Below are 21942 nucleotides of genomic sequence, written 5' to 3'. Positions count from 1 at the left end.
ACGATCAAGAGGGCAGTTCCCTATCGATGAACTCGAACAACTCGTCGTCCGACGCGGAGTCGAGGGCGCCGTCGTCCACGGTGGGGTGGTGCCGGCCGGTGGCCTCGTCCGGCGTGTCGTCGGTCAGGCGCCACAGCAGCGCCTCCAGGCGCTTCGCCAGCCGGTCGCGGGCCTCGTCGTCGTGGGGTACGAGGCGCGCCATCGCCGCCTCCAGCCTCTCCAGCTCGCCGAAGACGGGGGCCGAGGTGTCCGCCTGCGCGGGGCACAGCTTCTCGCGCAGTTCGGCGGCGATGGCCGAGGGCGTGGGATGCCGGAAGACGACGGTGGCGGGGAGCCGCAGCCCGGTGGCGGCGGCGAGCCGGTTGCGCAGTTCGACACCGGTCAGCGAGTCGAAGCCCAGATCCTTGAAGGCGGTGTCACCGGACACCGCCCCGGCGTCGGTGTGGCCCAGGACCGCCGCGGCCTGCGTGCGCACCAGCGTGAGCAGGATCCGGTGCTGTTCCTCCACGGGCACCGCCGCGAGCTGGGCGACCAGACCGGCGGCGGGCGCCCCGGTGGCGGCGGTACGACGGGTGGTCGTTCCGTTGTCGAGGAGCGTGCGCAGCAGGGCGGGCAGGGTGTCAGCGGGCTGAGCGGCCAGGGTCCGGAGGTCGAGCTGGACGGCCGCGGGCTGCGGGGCACCGTGCCAGCAGGCGGCGTCCATCAGCCCCAGCGCCTGCTCGCCGGACATGGCGGCGATGCCGGAACGCGACATCCTGGCCAGGTCGGCCTCGTCCAGATGCCCGGTCATCCCGCTGGCATCGGCCCACAGCCCCCAGGCCACCGAGACCGCCGGGAGGCCCATGGCCTGGCGGTGGGTGGCCAGGGCGTCGCAATAGGCGTTGGCCGCCGCGTAGTTGGCCTGGCCCGGGCTGCCCATCACCCCCGCGGCCGAGGAGAACATCACGAACATGCCGAGCCGCAGATGCGCGGTGGCGGCATGGAGATGGGCCGCGGCCGTGGCCTTGGGCGCCCACACCCGCGCCAGACGCTCCGGGGTCTGCGAGGTGACCATCGCGTCGTCCAGCACACCCGCCGCGTGGACGACACCGGTCAGGGGGTGCGCCGGATCGACGCCCGCGACGAGGTCGTTCACCGCGGCGCCGTCGGTGACGTCCACGGCCACGATCCGGGCCTCGGCGCCCAGGTCGGTGAGGTGGGCCAGCAGCTCCGGTACGCCGAGGGCGTCGGGGCCGCTGCGGCTCACCAGCAGCAGGTGGCGGATGTTCCAGACGCGGACGAGGTGCTCGGCGACGTGTCGGCCGAGGGTCCCGGTGCCACCGGTGATGAGCACCGTGCCGTCCGGGTCCACGGGGGCAGGGACGTCCAGGACCAGTTTGCCGGTGTGCTTGGCCTGGCTGAAGTACCGCAGGGCCTCACGCGCCCGGCTGAGCGGCCATGCCCGTACGGGAGGGGGCTCCAGCAGCCCGGAGGCGAACAACTCGCCCAGCTCGCACAGCATTGGGCCGATGCGGTCCGGCCCGGCGTCCGTGATCAGGTCGTAGACCCGGTAGGTCACGCCGGGGTATTCGGCGGTGATCAGCTCCTGGTCGCGGACATCGGTCTTGCCCATCTCCAGCAACCGGCCGCCTTCGGGGAGGAGACGGAGCGAGGCGTCCACGAACTCCCCGGCGAGGCTGTTGAGCACCACATCCACACCGCGGCCGCCGGTGGCCTCCCGGAATGTCTCCTCGAAGCCCAGATCGCGCGAGGAGGCCCGATGGGCCTCGTCGATGCCCATCGCCTCCAGGACCCCGTGCTTACCGGGACTCGCCGTGGCGAAGACCTCCGCGCCCAGATGCCGCGCGATCCGCACCGCGGCCGTCCCCACACCACCCGTCGCGGCATGGATCAGCACCGACTCCCCCGGCCGGAGCCCGGCGAGGTCGGTCAGTCCGTACCAGGCGGTGAGATAGGCCACCGGTACGGCCGCCGCCTGCCGGAAGCTCCAGCCGTCCGGGATCGGCGCCAGCAACCGCGCGTCGGTGACCGCCAGTGGTCCGAACGACTGGTCGAGGACGCCCATGACGCGATCGCCCACGGACACGTGGGACACCTCGGGGCCGATGTCCACCACCACTCCGGCACCCTCACCGCCGAGTCCGGTCTGTCCGGGCACCATGCCCAAACCGATTAGCACATCACGGAAGTTGACACCGGCGGCACGTACGGCGATCCGTACCTGGCCCGCGCCCAGGGGCTCCAGTACCTCGGGGCAGGGCACGGGTACGACGTTCTCCAGGGTCGCCGTGCCCGCCGTGTCCAGCCGCCATGCCTCCGGCTGCTCCACGGGGCCCACCAGCCCCGCGCCCCCGGTACCGGCATGGACCAGGCGGGGCACCAGCGCCCGACCGGCACGCAGGGCGAGCTGGGGCTCGTCCAGCTCCACGGCGCGCGCTGCGGCGATGCGCACGGCATCGGTGTGGGGGGTGGCCTTGGTGTTGGTGGTGGTAATGGCGTTGGCGGTGGCGTCGAGGTCGTCGTCACGGTCGAGGAGGACGAACCGGCCGGGGTTCTCCGACTGTGCGCTGCGTACGAGGCCCCATACGGCGGCAGCGGCCAGGTCCACCCGGGTGGTGCTCTCGGGTCCGTCGACCGCGACCGCGCCCCGCGTGACCACCACCAACCGGGCCTCCGCCAACCGCGGTTCGGCGAGCCAGCCCCGCACCAGTTCCAGCGCCCGTTCCGTCGCCGACAGCGCCTCGGCCGACGCCTCCTCGGCGCCCGCACCGGTGGGGCTGGTCAGGGCGGCCATTTCGGCGAGAACGACCGGCGGGACGAGCTCCTGATCGCCCAGTGCCGCGACCAGCGCGGCAGGATCCGGATGGCCGTCGTCGCCCAGGACGGCCCAGTCATCGTCCCCGGCCGCCGTCTCTCCGGCCCCGGCCGCCGTCTCTTCGGCCCCGGCCGCCGTCTCTTCGGCCCCGGGCGCGAGCGGCAGGGGCGTCCACTCGACGGTGAACAGGCTGTCCGTGCGGCGGCTGCCGTGGGCCACCGCCGCCCGCAACTGATCGACGCTCGCGGGCCGCATCGCCACGGAGTCCACGGTCAGCACCGGAGCGCCGACGGCATCGGCCACGGTCAGCCGTAGTGCGCGCTCGCCCTCGGCGTTCTCCGGCTGGGGAGAGAGCCGAACCCGGACCGTGGTGGCCCCGGCCGCCCACAAGGTCACGCCGTTCCAGGCGAACGGCAGCCAGACCCGGCCATCGGTGGCTTCGGGACCGGTCTCGGTGTCGTCCGCGTCGAGCTGGTCGATCAGCAGTGCGGGATGCAGCGCGGCGTCCAGCAGCGCCGGGTGGATGCCGAACCCGGTCTGCTCCCCGGCGGCCTCGGGCAGGGCCACCTCCGCGCACACATCCGCGCCGTCCCGCCATACGGCACGCAGCCCCTGGAACGACGGCCCGTAGGCATATCCCGAGGCCGCGACCCGGTCGTAGAACACCTCGACGCCGAGCGGTGCCGCACCGGCCGGAGGCCACGCGCCACCCAGCCCCAGCGCCTCGTCGGAACGGTCAGCGGGTGCGCTCAACACGCCCTCCGCATGGCACACCCATCCCGTGACGGAGTCTCCTTCACCGGCGGGCCGGGAGTACACCCGCACATCACGGCGCCCGTCCTCGGTGGCCTCGCCCACGACGACCTGCACCCGCAGCCCGCCCGACGACGGCAGGACCAGCGGCACCCGCAGCGCCAGTTCATCCACCCCGCCACAGCCGACCTCATCGGCCGCCCGCAGCGCCCACTCGGCCAGCGCCGCGCCCGGGACCAGCACCGCGTCCGCCACCACATGCTCACCGAGCCAGGTATGCGTACGCGCCGAAATCCGGCCCGTCAGCACATGGCCACGGCCATCGGCAAGCTCCACAGCGGCACCCAGCAGCGGATGTCCGGCGGAGACGAGCCCGAGGTCGGCCGGGTCGCCGGCGCGTCCACCGTGACCGTCGAGCCAGTAGCGCTCACGCTGGAACGCGTAGGTGGGCAGTGCGACCACGCGGGGTGCCGGGGAACTCGGGTACAGAGTGGTCCAGTCGACGTCGACTCCGGCGGTGAACGCCTGGGCGAGTGAGTGGAGAAGCTGGGTCTGGCCGCCGTGATCGCGCCGCAGGGTCGGCACGGTGACGGCCGTGACCTCGGCTTCCTCGAAGGTCTCCTGAAGACCGAGCGTGAGCACGGGATGCGTACTGGCCTCGATGAACACCCGATGCCCATCCGCCAGCAACGCCTCGACCGCATCGGCGAACCGCACCCGCTCCCGCAGATTCGCCACCCAGTAAGCGGTGTCGAGGTCGGTGGTGAGGGCACGGCCACCGGTCACCGTCGAGTAGAACGCCGGACCCGACGTATCGAGCGGACGGACACCGGCCAGAACCTCATTCAACTCATCGCGGATCTCCTCCACCTGAGGACCATGCGAGGCATAATCCACCTCGATCAACCGCGCACGCTCCCCCGCCTCCTGACACGCCGCGACAACCGCGACCACCTGCTCCGGCGGACCCGAAACCACCGTCGACGAAGGCCCGTTGACGGCCGCCACCCCTACACCACCGGCCTGATCGCCCAGGCCCGAGAGCAACGCACCCGCCCGCTCTTCACCCACACCGAGCGATGCCATCGCGCCACCACCAGCCAACCGCCGCAACGCCTTACTCCGCAAGGCCACCACCTTCGCGCCATCCTCCAACGACAGCGCACCCGCCACCACCGCCGCCGCGATCTCACCCTGACTATGACCCACCACCGCCGCAGGACGCACGCCATGTCCGGCCCACACCGCAGCCAACGACACCATCACCGCCCACAACACCGGCTGCACCACATCCACCCGCCCCAGATCGGCGGCGCCATCAGCTCCCCGCAACACATCCGTGAGCGACCAGTCCACGAACGGCGCCAACGCCCGCTCACACTCCCCCACCCGCGCCGCGAACACCGGCGACACCTCCAGCAACTCCGCACCCATCCCCACCCACTGCGAACCCTGACCAGGGAAAACCAGCACCGGACCCACATCACCCGCCAGCGCCGCCGCATCCGACTGCACCACGCCCGGATGCGACACACCCCCCGCCAACGCCTCCACGGCGGCCAACAGCTCGGCGCGGTCATCACCCACCACCACCGCCCGATGCTCGAACACCGACCGCGTCGTGACCAACGACCACCCCACATCGACGGAGGACAGCTCGGATACGCCGCCCACACGTTCAGCGAGGGCAGCGGCCTGGCCGCGCAGCGCCTCCGCACTCCGCGCCGAGAGCACCCACGAGACCGTGCCACTGTCGGAGGAGACCGGCTCCGTCTGCTGATCCTCCTCGGGCGGGGCGGGAGCCTGTTCGAGGATGACGTGGGCGTTGGTGCCGGAGGCGCCGAACGAGGACACACCGGCCCGGCGCGGCCGCTCACCATTCGGCCACTCCGCCGCCTCGGTCAGCAACCGCACCGCACCGCTGTCCCAGTCCACATGTGGGCTCGGCTCATCAATGTGGAGAGAGGCGGGCAGTGTGCCGTGGCGCATGGCCTGCACCATCTTGATGACGCCCGCCACGCCCGCCGCCGCCTGGGCATGGCCGATGTTGGACTTGATCGAGCCGAGCATCAGCGGCTGCCCGGCAGGGCGATCCTGACCATAAGTGGCCAGCAGCGCCTGCGCCTCGATCGGATCACCCAGCGTCGTACCCGTGCCATGCGCCTCCACCGCATCGATGTCGGCCGACGACAGCCCGGCGCTCGCCAGCGCTTGGCGGATGACCCGCTGCTGTGAGGGGCCGTTCGGCGCGGTGAGTCCGTTCGACGCACCGTCCTGATTGACGGCGGAGCCGCGGATCACCGCCAGCACCTCATGGCCGTTGCGCCGGGCGTCCGACAGCCTCTCCAGCAGCAGAACGCCCACGCCTTCGCCCCAGCCCGTCCCGTCGGCGGCGGCCGCGAAGGGCTTGCACCGACCATCGGGAGCCAGACCACGCTGACGGGAGAAACCGGTGAACACATCCGGCGTGGCCATCACCGTCACCCCACCCGCCAGGGCCAGAGTGCACTCACCCTGCCGCAACGCCTGCGCCGCCAGATGCATCGCCACCAACGACGACGAACACGCCGTATCCACCGTCACCGCAGGGCCCTCGAAGCCCAGCGTGTACGCCACCCGCCCCGAGACCACGCTGCCCGAACCCGCGAGCATCGCATAGCCCTCGAGCTTCACATCGGCGCCGCCGCTGAGCCCGGCCGCGTAGTCGTGGTACATCACCCCCGCGTACACCCCGGTCGGGCTGCCCTTCAACGACACCGGGTCGATCCCCGCCCGCTCCAGCACCTCCCACGACGCCTCCAACAGCAACCGCTGCTGCGGATCGGTGGCCAGCGCCTCCCGCGGATTGATCCCGAAGAACGCCGCATCGAACGCATCGGCGTCATGGAGGAAGGCGCCCTCGTGGGCATAGCTGGTGCCCGGGTGATCGGGGTCCGGATGGAACAGCCCGTCCAGGTCCCAGCCTCGGCCGGTCGGAAACTCCCCAATCACGTCCTTCCCCGAGGCGACCAGGTCCCACAGCGCTTCAGGGGAGTTCGCACCTCCCGGGAAACGGCAGGTCATGCCGATAATCGCCACGGGATCGCCCGTATCGGCCCGCGCCACGACGGGGGCGCGGGACCCGGCGGTCTCGCCGGTCAGCCGGGTGCACAGATACTCCGCCAGCACCCGAGGCGTCGGATAGTCGAACACCAACGTCGCCGGCAACCGCAACCCCGTCACCACCGACAACCGATTACGCAACTCCACCGCCGTCAACGAATCAAAACCCAACTCCTTGAACGCGGCATCCACCCGCACCTCACTGGCGGAACCAAACCCCAACACCACCGCCACCCCACCCCGCACCGCCTCGACCACCACATCCAACCGAGCACCAGCCCCCAACCCCGCCAACCGCCCCGCCAGCCCCGAGGCCGAAGGGCCACCCTCGGCGATCCTCCGCCGGGTGCGACCGGCCACCAACCCCCGCAACACCGCCGGAAGTTCCTCACCGGCCGCCCCGGCCGGATCGAAGTCCACGGCCACCATCAGCGGGCTCGCGTTCCGGCATGCGGCGTCCAGCAGGGCCAGCCCGCGCTCGGAAGACAACGGCCTCATTCCGCGCAGTCGCGTCAGGTCCGCCCGGCCCATATGTCCGGTCATCTCGCTGGCCTGGGCCCACAGCCCCCATGCCAGCGAAAGCCCGGGCAGTCCCAGCGCCCGCCGATGGGTAACCAGGGCATCGACAAACGCGTTCGCCGCCGCGTATCCGGCCTGACCCGCGTTGCCCACGACTCCGGCGGCCGAGGAGAACATCACGAACATGCGGAGCGGAAGGTCCGCCGTGGCGGTGTGCAGATGGGCGGCCGCCGCGGCCTTCGCCGCCCACACCCGCGCCACCTGTTCCCGGCTCTGTGAGGTGACCACCGCGTCATCCAGCAGGCCCGCCGCATGAATGACACCGGTCAGCGGGTGCGCCGGGTCGATACCGGCCACCGCGTCGGCGACCGCGTCGCCGTCCGTGACATCCACGGCGGCGATCCGCACCTGCGCACCCAGGTCGCTCAGCCGCTCGGCCAACTCCGGCGCGCCGGGCGCGTCCGAGCCACGGCGGCTGACCAGGACCAGTTGCTTGACCTGCCACGTACGCACCAGATGCTCGGCCACCAGACCGCCCAACAGGCCCGTACCACCGGTGATCAGCACCGTACCGTCGGGATCGAGCTCACCAGGGGCCGGCCCTCCCGATTCGCTCTCGTCGGCGTCGTCGGTGTCGCGTGCGCGCATCAGCCGGGGCACCATCAGCCGCCCTGAGCGCAGCGCCGCCTGTGGCTCATCCGCCCGTACGGCAGGCACGACGGCAGCCACCACAGCACCCGCGGCCGGTTCGGTGGCCTGGTGAAGGTCGAGGAGGACAAACCGGTCCGGGTGTTCCGCCTGCGCACTCCGCAGCAGGCCCCACAGCCCCGCCGCGGCCACATTCAGCTCGTCGTCGCCGGAATTCCCCTCTTCAGGGCCTCCGGTCGACACCGCACCGCGTGTCACCACCACCAACCGGGTGTCGGCCAGCCGCGGTTCGGCCAGCCACCCCTGCACCAGCTCCAGCGCTCGGCCGACGGCAGCCAAGCCATCGGCCGCCTTCGCCGCGGCTCCGGCCTCCGGCGAGCCACCGCCCGCGGGCAGGTGGGTCACGGCGAAGGCGGGAAGTTGCGCGCCGTCGTCGAGCGCGGCGACCAACGCTTCGAGCGCCGGATGGCACACCACTCCCTCATCGCCGAGTCCGGGCTCCTCGGCCAGGTGCAGGGCGTCCTCACCCAACACGACCCAGCCCGTGGCGTCGGAGCCGTCCACCTCCGGCACATCGGGCATCGGGATCCAGTCCAGCGTGAACAGCCCATCGACGCCACGTCCGCTCCCGGACCTCAACTGGCTGGGTTCGGCGGGGCGCATCGTCAGGGAGTCGACCGTCAGCACCGGGGCGCCCATGCCATCGGCCACGACCACCCGCAACCCGTGCTCCCCCACCGCACCGTCCTGATGGGGAGAGGGCTGGCGGGGCGAGAGCCGGACCCGGACCGTGGTCGCCTCCGCGGCCCACAGAGAGACTCCGCTCCAGGCGAACGGCAGCCTCATCCCGCTGTCGTCGGCCGACTCCAGGCCGGCCGCGAGCAGCATGGGATGCAGGGCGGCGTCGAGCAGTGCCGGGTGGATGCCGAAGCCGTCCGCGTTCCCCGCCGCCTCGGGCAGCGCCACCTCGGCCAGCAGGTCAGCGCCGTCCCGCCACACGGCACGCAGCCCCTGGAACGACGGCCCGTACCCGTAGCCCGCCGCCACGGCATGCTCGTAGAACCCCTCGACATCCATCGGCTTCGCGCCCTCGGGGGGCCAGACTCCCCCCAGTTCCTCGGCCCCGCTCGGCGCGGCCGGCGGGCCCAGGACACCCTCCGCATGGGTCACCCAGTCCGGATCCGCGCCGGGCTCGGCATCGCGGTCGGGCCGGGAGTACACCCGCACATCACGCCGCCCGTCCTCGGCGGCCTCGCCCACGACGATCTGCACCCGCAGCCCACCCGACGACGGCAGCACCAATGGGACCTGAAGCGCCAGTTCCTCGATGCCGCCGCAGCCCGCCTCATCGGCCGCCCGTAACGCCCACTCGACCAACGCCGCACCCGGCACCAGCGGCGCTCCGGCGACCACATGGTCACCGAGCCAGCCCTCGCCGCCGGTGGCCGACACCCGTCCGGTCAGCACCAGCCCGCCATCGGCAAGCCCCACCGCCGCCCGCAACAACGGGTGCTCCACCCGCTGGAGCCCTGCGGCACCCATATCGCCGACCCCGCCGGTGGCAGTGGCCCAGTAGCGCTGGCGCTGGAAGGCATACGTGGGCAGATCGACGGTCCGAGGGGGCGGGTCGGCCGGGAACGCGGCCCTCCAGTCGACGTCGACTCCGGCGGTGAACGCCTGGGCGAGTGAGTGGAGAAGCTGGGTCTGGCCGCCGTGATCGCGCCGCAGGGTCGGCACGGTGACGGCCGTGACCTCGGCTTCCTCGAAGGTCTCCTGAAGACCGAGCGTGAGCACGGGATGCGTACTGGCCTCGATGAACACCCGATGCCCATCCGCCAACAACGCCTCGACCGCATCGGCGAACCGCACCCGCTCCCGCAGATTCGCCACCCAGTAAGCGGTGTCGAGGTCGGTGGTGAGGGCACGGCCACCGGTCACCGTCGAGTAGAACGCCGGACCCGACGTATCGAGCGGACGGATACCGGCCAGAACCTCATTCAACTCATCCCGGATCTCCTCCACCTGAGGACCATGCGAGGCATAATCCACCTCGATCAACCGCGCACGCTCCCCCGCCTCCTGACACGCCGCGACAACCGCGGCCACCCGCTGAGGCGGACCCGAAACCACCGTCGACGAAGGCCCGTTGACGGCCGCCACCCCCACACCACCGGCCTGATCGCCCAGGCCCGAGAGCAACGCACCCGCCCGCTCTTCACCCACACCGAGCGATGCCATCGCACCACCACCGGCCAACCGCCGCAACGCCTTACTCCGCAGCGCCACCACCTTCGCGCCATCCTCCAACGACAGCGCACCCGCCACCACAGCCGCCGCGATCTCACCCTGGCTATGACCCACCACCGCCGCAGGACGCACGCCATGTCCGGCCCACACCGCCGCCAACGACACCATCACCGCCCACAACACCGGCTGCACCACATCCACCCGCCCCAGATCCGCCGCACCCTCCACCCCCCGCAACACATCCGCCAGCGACCAGTCCACATACCGCGCCAACGCCCGCTCACACTCCCCCACCCGCGCCGCGAACACCGGCGACACCTCCAGCAACTCCGCACCCATCCCCACCCACTGCGAACCCTGACCCGGGAAAACCAGCACCGGACCCACATCACCCGCCAGCGCCGCCGCATCCGACTGCACCACGCCCGGATGCGACACACCCCCCGCCAACGCCTCCACAGCGGCCAACAGCTCGGCGCGGTCACCGCCCACCACCACCGCCCGATGCTCGAACACCGACCGCGTCGTGACCAACGACCACCCCACATCCACAGACGAGAACTCGGCCGCGCCACCCACCCGCTCAACCAGAGCGCCAGCCTGCCCCCGCAACGCCTCCGCACTACGCCCCGACACCACCCACGGAACCACCCCACCCACACCAGAGGCATCCACCCCCACCTGCGGCGCAACCTCCTCGGGCCCCTGCTCCACGATCACATGCGCATTGGTGCCGCTGATCCCGAAGGACGACACACCGGCCCGGCGCGGCCGCTCCCCGTCCGGCCACTCGACCGCCTCCGTCAGCAGCCGCACACCGCCGCCGTCCCATTCCACATGGGGCGTCAGCTCCTCGGCATGGAGGGTGGCCGGGAGCACGCCATGTCGCAGGGCCATGACCATCTTGATCACACCGGCCACGCCGGCCGCGCCCTGCGTATGGCCGATGTTGGACTTCAGCGAGCCGAGCCATAACGGCCGGTCCTCCGGACGGTCCCGGCCGTAGGTGGCGATCAGCGCGTCGGCCTCGATCGGGTCGCCCAGCTTGGTGCCCGTGCCATGCGCCTCCACCGCGTCCACCTCGGACGGGGCCAGCCGGGCGCTGGCGAGGGCCTGGCGGATCACCCGCTGCTGGGAGGGGCCGTTGGGCGCGCTGAATCCGTTGCTGGCGCCGTCCTGGTTGATGGCCGAACCACGGATCAGGGCGAGCACCTCATGCCCGTTGCGCCGGGCGTCGGACAGCCGCTCCAGCAGGACGAGTCCGACGCCTTCGCCCCATCCGGTGCCGTCGGCGTGCACCGAGAACGCCTTGCACCGCCCGTCCGGGGACAGTCCCCGTTGCCGGGAGAAGCCGGTGAACACCTCGGGAGTGGCCATCACCGTCACCCCGCCCGCGAGGGCCAGGGTGCACTCCTCCTGCCGCAGTGCCTGGCAGGCCAGATGGATCGCGACCAGGGATGACGAGCACGCCGTCTCCACCGTGACGGCCGGTCCCTCCAGGCCGAAGGTGTAGGAGACCCGGCCCGACAGCAGGCTCGGTGCGTTGCCCGCGTATCCCTCGGATCCCTTCTGCGGAAGGTCACCCGATGTGGCGCCGCCGGTGGTCGCCGTACCGGCGTAGACGCCCGTCCGGGAGCCCTTGAGGGACACCGGATCGATTCCCGCCCGTTCGCATGCCTCCCAGGCGGTTTCCAGCAGCAGTCGCTGCTGAGGGCTGGTGGCGAGCGCCTCGCGTGGGCTGATGCCGAAGAACTGGGGGTCGAATCGGTCGGCGTCGTAGAGGAATCCGCCACGGCGGACATACGTGGTGCCGGGGTGGTCCGGGTCCGGATGATAGAGGCTGTCGAGATCCCAGCCGCGGTCGGTGGGGAAGTCCCCGATCGCGTCCACACCACCGGTGACCAGCCGCCATAGGTCCTCGGGCGTGTTCACTCCGCCCGGGAACCGGCAGGCGATGCTCACGACCGCGACCGGCTCCTGGTAGCGCTCCTCCACCTCGCGCAACCGCAGGCGCGTATCGTGCAGATCCGCGGAGACGCGCTTGAGATACTCGACCAGTTTCTCTTCATTCACGTTCACCATGAGGTTTCACCCGGCCTCAGCGATCGTCGCGCCCGGCACATTCAGGACACACCCAGTTCGTTGTCGATGAAGTCGAGAACCTGGGCCGCGGACGCGGACTCCAGCCTCTCCGCGGCGGTCTTTTCTTCCTCCGCCGGCTTTCGTGTCGCTTTCCACTTCGCCAGCAGGCTTTCGAGCCGTGCCGTGACCGCCCCCGAATCGGGGTCTGCCATCTCTAGGCCGATCAGGGTGGTTTCGAGCCTGGCCAGTTCGTTGAGGACCGGATCGGCGCCGTCCCGGCCCATGGCGGTGCCGACCGCCGGGGCGATGCGTTCCAGCAGGTAGTCGGCGAGCACGGCCGCTTCCGGATAGTCGAAGACGAGGGCGGCGGGCAGCCGCAGGCCGGTGGCGGCGGCGAGCCGGTTGCGCAGTTCGACGGCGGTCAGGGAGTCGAAGCCCAGCTCCTTGAAGTTGGCCTCGGCCCGCACCGCTTCGGCGTCGGCGTGCCCCAGCACGGTGGCCACATGGCCACGGACCAACTGGAGGACCGCGCGGTGCTGTTCCGCGGCGGACAGGCCCGCCAGCCGCCCGGCCCAGTCGTCCGGCCGCGCATCGGCTGCCGCCGCCGTACGCCGCGCCGCCGCGCCACCGGCGCCGGATGCGGCGAGGGCGCGGAGCGTGGCGGGGAGGCTGTCGGCGGGCTGGGCGGCCAGGACACGGGTGTTGATGTCCGCCGCGATCAGCAGGTGGCCGCCGTGCTCGGCCGCCGCGTCGAGCAGTCGGAGGGCATGGTCGGCGGCCATCGCGGTGACGCCGGAGCGGGACATCCGGGCCAGGTCCGCGTCGGCGAGGCCGCCGGTCATCTCGCTGGATTCGGCCCACAGGCCCCAGGCCACCGAGACCGTCGGCAGGCTCAGTGCCCGGCGGTGGGCCGCCAGCGCGTCGCAGAAGGCGTTGGCCGCCGCGTAGTTGGCCTGTCCCGGGCTGCCCATGACCCCGGCGGCCGACGAGAAGAGCACGAACGCGCCCAGGCGCAGATGTGCCGTCGCGGCGTGCAGATGGGCCGCGGCGGTGGCCTTCGCCGCCCAGACCCGCGCCAGCCGCTCGGGGGTCTGCGCGGTGAGGACGGCGTCGTCCAGCACACCCGCCGCATGGATGACTCCGGTCAGCGGATGCCCGGGGTCGACCCCCGCCACCAGCTCGGCCACGGCCGCCGCGTCGGTGACATCCGCGGCGACGATACGTACCCGCGCGCCCAGAGCGGTCAGCCGGTCGGCGAGGTCCCGGGCGCCCGGCGCTTCCGGGCCCCGGCGACTCACCAGCAGCAGATGCCCGATCCGCCAGACACGTACGAGGTGTTCGGCGACCAGCGCGCCCAGGGTGCCGGTGCCACCGGTGATGAGGACGGTGCCGTCCGGGTCCACCGGCGCGGGGACGTCCAGGACCAGCTTGCCGGTGTGCTTGGCCTGGCTGAGATGGCGCAGCGCCTCACGTGTCCGGCTGAGCGGCCAGGTCCGCACCGGCAGCGGCCGCAGGGCTCCGGTGGTGAACAGCTCGCCCAGTTCGCCCAGCATCCGGCCGATGTGTTCGGGCCCGGCGTCGGTGATCAGGTCGTAGACCTGGTACGTCGCCCCGGGGTGCTCCTCCACGACGCGCTCGGGGTCACGGAGGTCGGTCTTGCCCATCTCCATCAGCCGGCCGCCCTCGCCCAGCAGCCGTAGCGATGCGTCGACGAAGGGTCCGGCGAGGCTGTTGAGCACCACATCGACGCCACGCCCGCCGGTGGCCTCGCGGAACACGTCCTCGAAGTCCAGATCGCGTGACGAGGCGCGATGTGCCTCGTCGATGCCCATCGCCTCCAGCACCGCATGCTTGCCGGGGCTCGCTGTCGCGTAGACCTCCGCCCCCAGATGACGGGCGATCCGTACGGCCGCCATGCCCACACCGCCGGTCGCGGCATGGATCAGGACCTTCTCCCCGGCCCGGAGCCGGGCCAGCTCCACGAGCCCGTACCAGGCGGTCAGGAACGCCACCGGCACCGAGGCCGCCTGCTGAGCGGTCCACCCGGCGGGGACGGGCGCCACCATACGGGCGTCGGTCACCGCCGTCGGGCCGAAAGCGCGGTCGAAGACCCCCATGACCCGGTCGCCCACCGCGACCCCGGTCACCTCGGGGCCGACGTCCAGCACCACACCGGAGCCCTCGCCACCGAGCCCGGTCTGGCCCGGGACCATGCCCAAACTGATCAGCGCGTCACGGAAGTTGATACCGGCCGCGTGCACCGCCACCCGTACCTGACGGAGTCCGAGGGGTTCGAGCACCTCCGGGCACGGCACCGGCTTCACATTGTCCACCGTGGCCGCGCCGGTCAGCTCCAGCCGCCACGCGGGCTGTCCCACCAGCGCGGCCACACCCCCGCTGCTCACGCCACCGGCACGCATCAGCCGGGGCACCCGGAGGCGCCCCGCCCGCAGCGCGACCTGCGGCTCGTCCAGGTGCGCCGCCCATGCCACGGCGCTGCGCACACTCTCTTCGAGCAGCTCGGAGTCCGGGTCGAGATCGACCAGAAGGAATCGCCCCGGGTTCTCGGCCTGCGCACTGCGCACCAGGCCGCACACGGCGGCCCCGGCCACATCCAGGCCGCGATCTCCGGCGCCGTCCGCGTCGGGGGCGCGGTCCGTTTCGAGGGCGCCGTCCGTTTCGGAGACATCGTCCGCCTCGGGAGCGCCCTCGGCGTCGGAGGTCTCGATCGCGACCGCTCCCCGCGTGACCACCACCAGCCGCGTCTCGGCCAGCCGGGGTTCGGCCGGCCAGCCCCGCACCAGTTCCAGCACCCGCTCCGAGGCCGCCAGACCGGCGGCCGCCAGGTCCGTACCCGGGTCCCCGCCGGACGGGCCACCGAACGCGGGCAGATACGCGATGGCCACCGAGGGGGCGGGGCCGTCACTGTCGAGGGCGGACACCAACGCCTCCACATGCGGATGGTGTACCGCGCCCGGCACGATCGGCCCGTACTCCTGCGGGCCCAGAACCACCCACTCACCGCCGTCCGCCGGATCCGGCTCCCGCCGTCCGGCGCCGGTGTCCGGTGCGGGGACGGGCAGGGGCGTCCACTCCAAGGTGAACAGTCCGTCCACCTCCGTCCCGCCGGAGGTGCTCAGTTGGTCCATGTCGGCCGGTCGCATCACCAGCGAGTCGACGGTAAGCACCGGAGCGCCCAGGGCGTCGGCCACCTCGACCCGAAGACCGCGTTCGCCCTCGGAGCCACCCGCCTCCTGCTCCCGGGGCGAGAGCCGGACCCGTACGGTCGTGGCACCGCCCGCCCACAGCGACACCCCGTTCCAGGCGAACGGCAGCCACACCCGGCCGTCCTCGTTCTCCTGCCCGGGCCGGTCGAGGAGGAACGCCGGATGGAGCGCGGCGTCCAGCAGTGCCGGATGGATTCCGAATCCCTCCGGGTCTCCGGCGGCCTCGGGCAGCGCCACTTCGGCGAACACTTCCGCGCCGTCCCGCCATACGGCCCGCAGGCCACGGAACGACGGCCCGTAGGCGTATCCCGACGCCGCGGCGCGCTCGTAGAACCCGTCCAGCCGTACGGGCTCCGCGCCTACCGGGGGCCATACCGGGCCCGGTTCGTCCACCGGACCCCGCGCGGGGCTCTGCGGGGACGGCGGACTCAGAACGCCCTCGGCGTGGCATACCCAGCCCGGCTCGGCACCGGGCTCGACATCGCGGTCGGGCCGGGAGTACACCCGCACATCACGCCGCCCGTCCTCGGTGGCCACGCCGACCACCACCTGAACGCGCAGCCCACCGGACGCGGGCAGCACGAGCGGGACTTGGAGCGCCAGCTCCTCCACCCCGCCGCAGCCCGCCTCATCGGCGGCCCGCAGCGCCCACTCCACCAGCGTCGCGCCCGGGGCCAGCACGGCGCCCGCCATCACATGCTCGGCCGGCCAGCCCCCGGCACCGCCACCGGCCGAGATCCGGCCGGTGAGCAGCAGCCCGCCATCGGCGAGCCCGACGGCCGCCGGAAGCTGGGCATGCTCGACCCGCTGGAGCCCGGCGGCCCTCACATCCCCGACGCCACCGCCCTGGGCCAGCCAGTAGCGCTCGCGCTGGAAGGCGTACGTGGGCAGGTCGACCGTCCGGGGCGCCGGGTCGGCCGGGAACCAGCGGGCCCAGTCGATATCGGTGCCATGGGTGTGCAGTTGGGCGAGGGCGTGGCCGAGTGCGTGCACATCGGGTCGCTTACGGCTCAGGGTGGCTGTGACCAGGGGTGTCGGCCGCTCGGCCGCGTCCCCTCCCTCGTGGGTGTCCGCGTCAGTCGTCGCCTCGTCCGGGGTGAGGTGCTGAAGGGTGTGCTGGGTCGCGGTGGCGAGAACGGGGTCGGGGCCGAGTTCGAGGAAGACGCCGGTTTCGGGCGCGATATGGGCGATGGCGGGGTGGAAGCGGACGGGTCGGCGGATGTGGCGCACCCAGTAGCCCGGCGTGGCCATCTCTTCGTCGGCCGGCTCACCGGTGAGGTTGCTGAGCACCGAGAGGGTGGGTCGGTGGAAGGTCAGGCCGTCGATGGCCTGCGCGAACGGCTCCAGGATCGGGTCCATCAGCGGGGAGTGGAAGGCGTGGCTGACGGTCAGGATCCTGGTCTTACGGCCCTTGGCCCGCCAGGTGGCACCGATATCGGCGACCAGCTCGACCGGGCCGGAGACGACGGTGTTGCCGGGGGTGTTCAGGGCGGCGATGCCCACCTGGCCGTCGTAGCGGGCCAGGTCCTCGGCGAGTTCATCAGCGGTGGCCGCGATGGTGACCATGCCTCCGCCCTCGGGAAGCCCACCCATCAGGGTGGCGCGGGCGGCGACGAGACGGCAGGCGTCGGGGAGGTCGAACACCCCGGCGACGTGGGCGGCGGCGATCTCGCCGATGGAGTGTCCGATGACCGCGTCGGGGCGTACGCCGACCGAGTCGAGCAACCGCGCCAGGGCGATATGCAGGGCGAACAGCCCGGCCTGGGCGTAGGTGGTGTGGTCCAGCAGCCCCGGCCGCTCGGCCACACCGTCGAAGACCACGCCGTGGAGGGGATGTTCCAGGTGGGGGTCGAGCAGCCCGCAGACCTCGTCGAACGCCGTGGCGAACACCGGGAACCGTGCGTACAGCCCGGCCCCCATCCCCTGGCGCTGGCTGCCCTGACCGCTGAAGAGCCACACGGTCTTGCCCGTCGCCGCTCCGCTGCCGGGGAGTACGACACCCGGATGTGGTTCACCGCTCGCCAGCGCCTCCACGGCGGCAAGCAGCTCGGCGCGGTCATCGCCCAACGCCACCGCCCGGTGCTCGAACAGAGATCGGGTGGTGGCAAGTGACCAGCCCACCTCGACCGCCGGGGTCTCCGGGCAGTTGGCGACGCGTTCGGCCAGCGCGGCGGCCTGGCCACGCAGCGCCTCCGCACTCCGCGCGGACAACGTCCATGGAACCGCCCGCATATCGGGGGAGATCACGGGTTCGGTCGTGACACCCTCGGCCGGCTCGGAGGCCTGCTCCAGAAGGAGATGGGCGTTGGTGCCGGAGGCGCCGAACGAGGACACACCAGCCCGGCGCGGCCGCACATCGTTCGGCCACTCCACCGCCTCGGTCAGCAGCCGCACCGCGCCGCTCTCCCAGTCCACATGGGGAGTGGGTTCGTCGATGTGCAGGGAGGCGGGCAGTGTGCCGTGGCGCATGGCCTGCACCATCTTGATGACGCCCGCCACGCCCGCCGCCGCCTGGGCATGGCCGATGTTGGACTTGATCGAGCCGAGCATCAGCGGCTGCCCGGCAGGGCGATCCTGACCATAAGTGGCCAGCAGCGCCTGCGCCTCGATCGGATCACCCAGCGTCGTACCCGTGCCATGCGCCTCCACCGCATCGATGTCGGCCGACGACAGCCCGCCGCTCGCCAGCGCTTGGCGGATGACTCGCTGCTGTGAGGGGCCGTTCGGCGCGGTGAGTCCGTTCGACGCACCGTCCTGATTGACGGCCGAACCACGGATCACCGCCAGCACCTCATGGCCGTTGCGCCGGGCGTCCGACAGCCTCTCCAGCAGCAGAACGCCCACGCCTTCGCCCCAGCCCGTCCCGTCGGCGGCGGCCGCGAAGGGCTTGCACCGACCATCGGGAGCCAGACCACGCTGACGGGAGAAACCGGTGAACACATCCGGCGTGGCCATCACCGTCACCCCACCCGCCAGGGCCAGAGTGCACTCACCCTGCCGCAACGCCTGCGCCGCCAGATGCATCGCCACCAACGACGACGAACACGCCGTATCCACCGTCACCGCAGGGCCCTCGAAGCCCAGCGTGTACGCCACCCGCCCCGAGACCACGCTGCCCGAGCTGGCCAGCATCGCGTAGCCTTCCAGCCGCGCGTCGCCGCCGCTGAGCCCGGCCGCGTAGTCGTGGTACATCACCCCCGCGTACACCCCGGTCGGACTGCCCTTCAACGACACCGGGTCGATCCCCGCCCGCTCCAGCACCTCCCACGACGCCTCCAACAGCAACCGCTGCTGCGGATCGGTGGCCAGCGCCTCCCGCGGATTGATCCCGAAGAACGCCGCATCGAACGCATCGGCGTCATAGAGGAACCCGCCTTTGCGGGCGTACGAGGTGCCGGGGTGGTCCGGATCGGGGTGGAAGAGACCGTCCAGGTCCCAGCCTCGGCCGGTCGGAAACTCCCCGATGGCATCACGGCCCGAGGCGACCAGATTCCAGAGCTCTTCCGGCGAACTGACTCCGCCCGGGAAGCGGCAGGTCATCGCGACGATGGCGATCGGCTCATCCGCGTCGGCCGCCGCCACGACGGGCGCGTGCGCGGCCGACCCGGCGGTCTCGCCGGTCAGTCGGGTGCACAGATACTCCGCCAGCACCCGAGGCGTCGGATAGTCGAACACCAACGTCGCCGGCAACCGCAACCCCGTCACCACCGACAACCGATTACGCAACTCCACCGCCGTCAACGAATCAAAACCCAACTCCTTGAACGCGGCATCCACCCGCACCTCACTGCCAGAACCAAACCCCAACACCACCGCCACCCCACCCCGCACCGCCTCGACCACCACATCCAACCGAGCACCAACCCCCAACCCCACCAACCGCCCCGCCAACCCCGAAGCCCCCACCTCACCGGCCGCCGTCCGCCGCCCGACCCGACCGGCCACCAACCCCCGTAACACCGCCGGAAGATCCCTACGAGCCACCCCGGCCGGATCGACTGCGGCGGCGACACACAGGGAGCCACCCTGCGCACAGGCGGCATCGAGCAGGCCCAGCGCCTTCTCGCTGGACATCGGGGCGATGCCCGAGCGGGACATCCGGGCCCGGTCCGTCGCGGCGAGCTTTCCGGTCATTTCGCTGGACTGGGCCCACAGTCCCCAGGCCACCGACAGCCCCGGAAGGCCACGGACCTGACGGTGAGCGGCGAGTGCGTCGCAAAAGGCGTTCGCCGCAGCGTAGTTGGCCTGCCCCGGGCTGCCCATGACCCCGGCGGCCGACGAGAACATCGCGAACAGGGACAGCGGAAGGTCGGCGGTGGCGGTGTGCAGATGCGCCGCGCCCGTGGCCTTGGCCGCCCAGACCCGGGCCAGCCGCTCGGGGGTCTGCGAGGTCATCACCGCGTCGTCGAGCAGCCCCGTGGCATGGATGACACCGGTCAGCGGATGCTCGGCATCGACGCCCGCCACCAGCTCGGCCACCGCCGACGCGTCCGTGACGTCCACGGCGGCGATCCGCACCCGCGCCCCCAGCCCCTCCAGGCGGGTGGCCAGTTCGCGGGCTCCCGGGGCGTCCGGCCCGCGACGGCTCACCAGGAGCAGATGGCCGACCTGCCAGGTGCGGACCAAGTGCTCGGCCACCAGTCCGCCCAGGGTGCCGGTGCCGCCCGTCACCAGGACGGTGCCGCCAGGGTCGAGCGCCGTCGGGGTGTCCCGCTCCTCCGGGCCGCTCTCGGCGGAGGCACGGATCAGCCGTGGCACCCACGCCCGGCCATCCCGTGCGGCCAACTGCGGCTCCTCCAGGTCCACCGCCTGTGTGATGGCGTCCCGCAGGTGAAGGCCGAGGTCTCGATCTGCGTCCGGTTCGAGGTCGAGCAGAAGGAAGCGCCCCGGGTTCTCCGCCTGAGCGCTCCGCAGGAGACCCCACAGCGCGGCGGCGGCCACATCCGTACCGCCCTCGGCATCGGCGACGGCGACCGCGCCACGCGTCACCACGACCAACCGGGCATCGGCCAGCCGCGGCTCGACCAGCCACTTCTGCACCAGATCCAGGGCTCGTTGCGCCAACGCCAGACCAGCAGTCGCCATATCGGTCGCGGCGTCGGAGTCGGAGTCGGAGTCGGAGCGCGGGAACTCGGCGAGAACCACGGTCGGGACCGGCTTCCCGTCATCGAGCCCCGCGAGAAGCGCCTCCAGATCCGGCTGCGCCCCATCGGTCGCCAGCACCGCCCAGGTGTCGCGATCGGCCACCGGCCCATCGGCTCCTGTGGGTTGCGGCAGTGGGATCCAGTCCAGGACGAACAGACCGTCCACACCACGTGCCGCCTCGGCCCCCCGCAACTGCTCCACGGACGCCGGTCGCGTCACCAGGGAGTCGACCGTCAGAACCGGGTCGCCCACGGCATCGGCCACCACCAGCCGCAACCCGCGTTCGCCCTCGGCGCCGTCCCCGTGCGGGGTGAGCCGTACGCGTACCGTGCTCGCTCCAGCGGCCCACAACGACACCCCGTTCCAGGCGAACGGCAGCAGCACCTGTCCGCCGTCCCGCTCCCGCTCGGATCCGGTGTCGAGCAGGAGGGCCGGATGCAGGGCCGCGTCGAGCAACGCGGGGTGGATGCCGAAGCCGTCCGCGTCCCCCGCCGCCTCGGGCAGCGCCACCTCGGCCAGCAGGTCGGCGCCGTCCCGCCACACGGCACGCAGCCCCTGGAACGACGGCCCGTACGCATAGCCCGCCGCCTCGGAGCGCTCGTAGAACCCCGCCAGATCCACCGGTTGCGCACCCGCCGGAGGCCATGTTCCGCCCAGTCCCTCGGCCGACCGGCCCGCGCCTTCCGGCGCCGGGCTCAGCACCCCTTCGGCGTGGCATAGCCAGCCCACATCGGTGCCCGAGTCGGCCTCGCCGTCCGGACGGGAGTAGATCCGCACATCGCGCCGCCCGTCCTCCGCCGCAGCGCCCACCACCACCTGGACGCGCAGCCCGCCCGACTCCGGCAGCACCAACGGCACCTGGAGCGCCAGCTCCTCGAGCCCACCGCAGCCGACCTCGTCGGCCGCCCGCAGCGCCCACTCCACCAGCGCCGCACCCGGGGCCAGGACGGCATTCGCCACGATGTGTTCGCCGAGCCAGTCGTCACCGCCACCGGCCGCGATGCGTCCGGTGAGCAGGTGGGTGCTCCCATCGGCCAGCTCCACGGCGGCGCCCAGCAAGGGATGGTCCGCGGCGACGAGACCGAGGCCGCTGGGGTCACCGACCGCGCCCGAGGCGTTCATCCAGTAGCGCTGGTGCTGGAAGGCGTACGTGGGCAGATCGACCGTACGAGGGGTGGGGTCGGCCGGGAACGCGGCCCTCCAGTCCACCTCCACCCCAGCAACGAACGCCTGGCCCAGCGAGTGGAGAAGCTGGACCTGGCCGCCGTGATCGCGACGCAACGTGGGCACGGCAACCGCCCTCCACACCCACCTGCTCGAACGTCTCCTGCAAGCCCAAAGTCAACACGGGGTGACTGCTGGCCTCGATGAACACCCGATGCCCATCCGCCAACAACGCCTCGA

At 72.1% G+C, this 21942-nt stretch carries 2 protein-coding genes; both read right to left on the bottom strand.

Annotated features, from left to right (window positions below; translation table 11 throughout):
• Window positions 1-4: 4 nt before the first annotated feature.
• Window positions 5-12166, bottom strand: a complete 12162-nt coding sequence (locus ACK1X7_RS43540; protein WP_413116575.1) for an SDR family NAD(P)-dependent oxidoreductase — start codon at window positions 12164-12166, stop codon at window positions 5-7.
• 41 nt (window positions 12167-12207) lie between these two features.
• On the bottom strand, window positions 12208-21828 hold the full coding sequence (locus ACK1X7_RS43535) for an SDR family NAD(P)-dependent oxidoreductase (RefSeq protein ID WP_413116574.1): 9621 nt from the start codon (window positions 21826-21828) through the stop codon (window positions 12208-12210).
• Between the last annotated feature and the right edge of the window lie 114 nt (window positions 21829-21942).

The organism is Streptomyces sp. CY-1 (genome assembly GCF_047218265.1).
In the GTDB taxonomy this organism is placed as follows: domain Bacteria; phylum Actinomycetota; class Actinomycetes; order Streptomycetales; family Streptomycetaceae; genus Streptomyces; species Streptomyces niphimycinicus.
The sequence above is the reverse complement of the archived record's forward strand: the minus strand, read 5'-3'. Positions and strand labels throughout refer to the sequence as shown.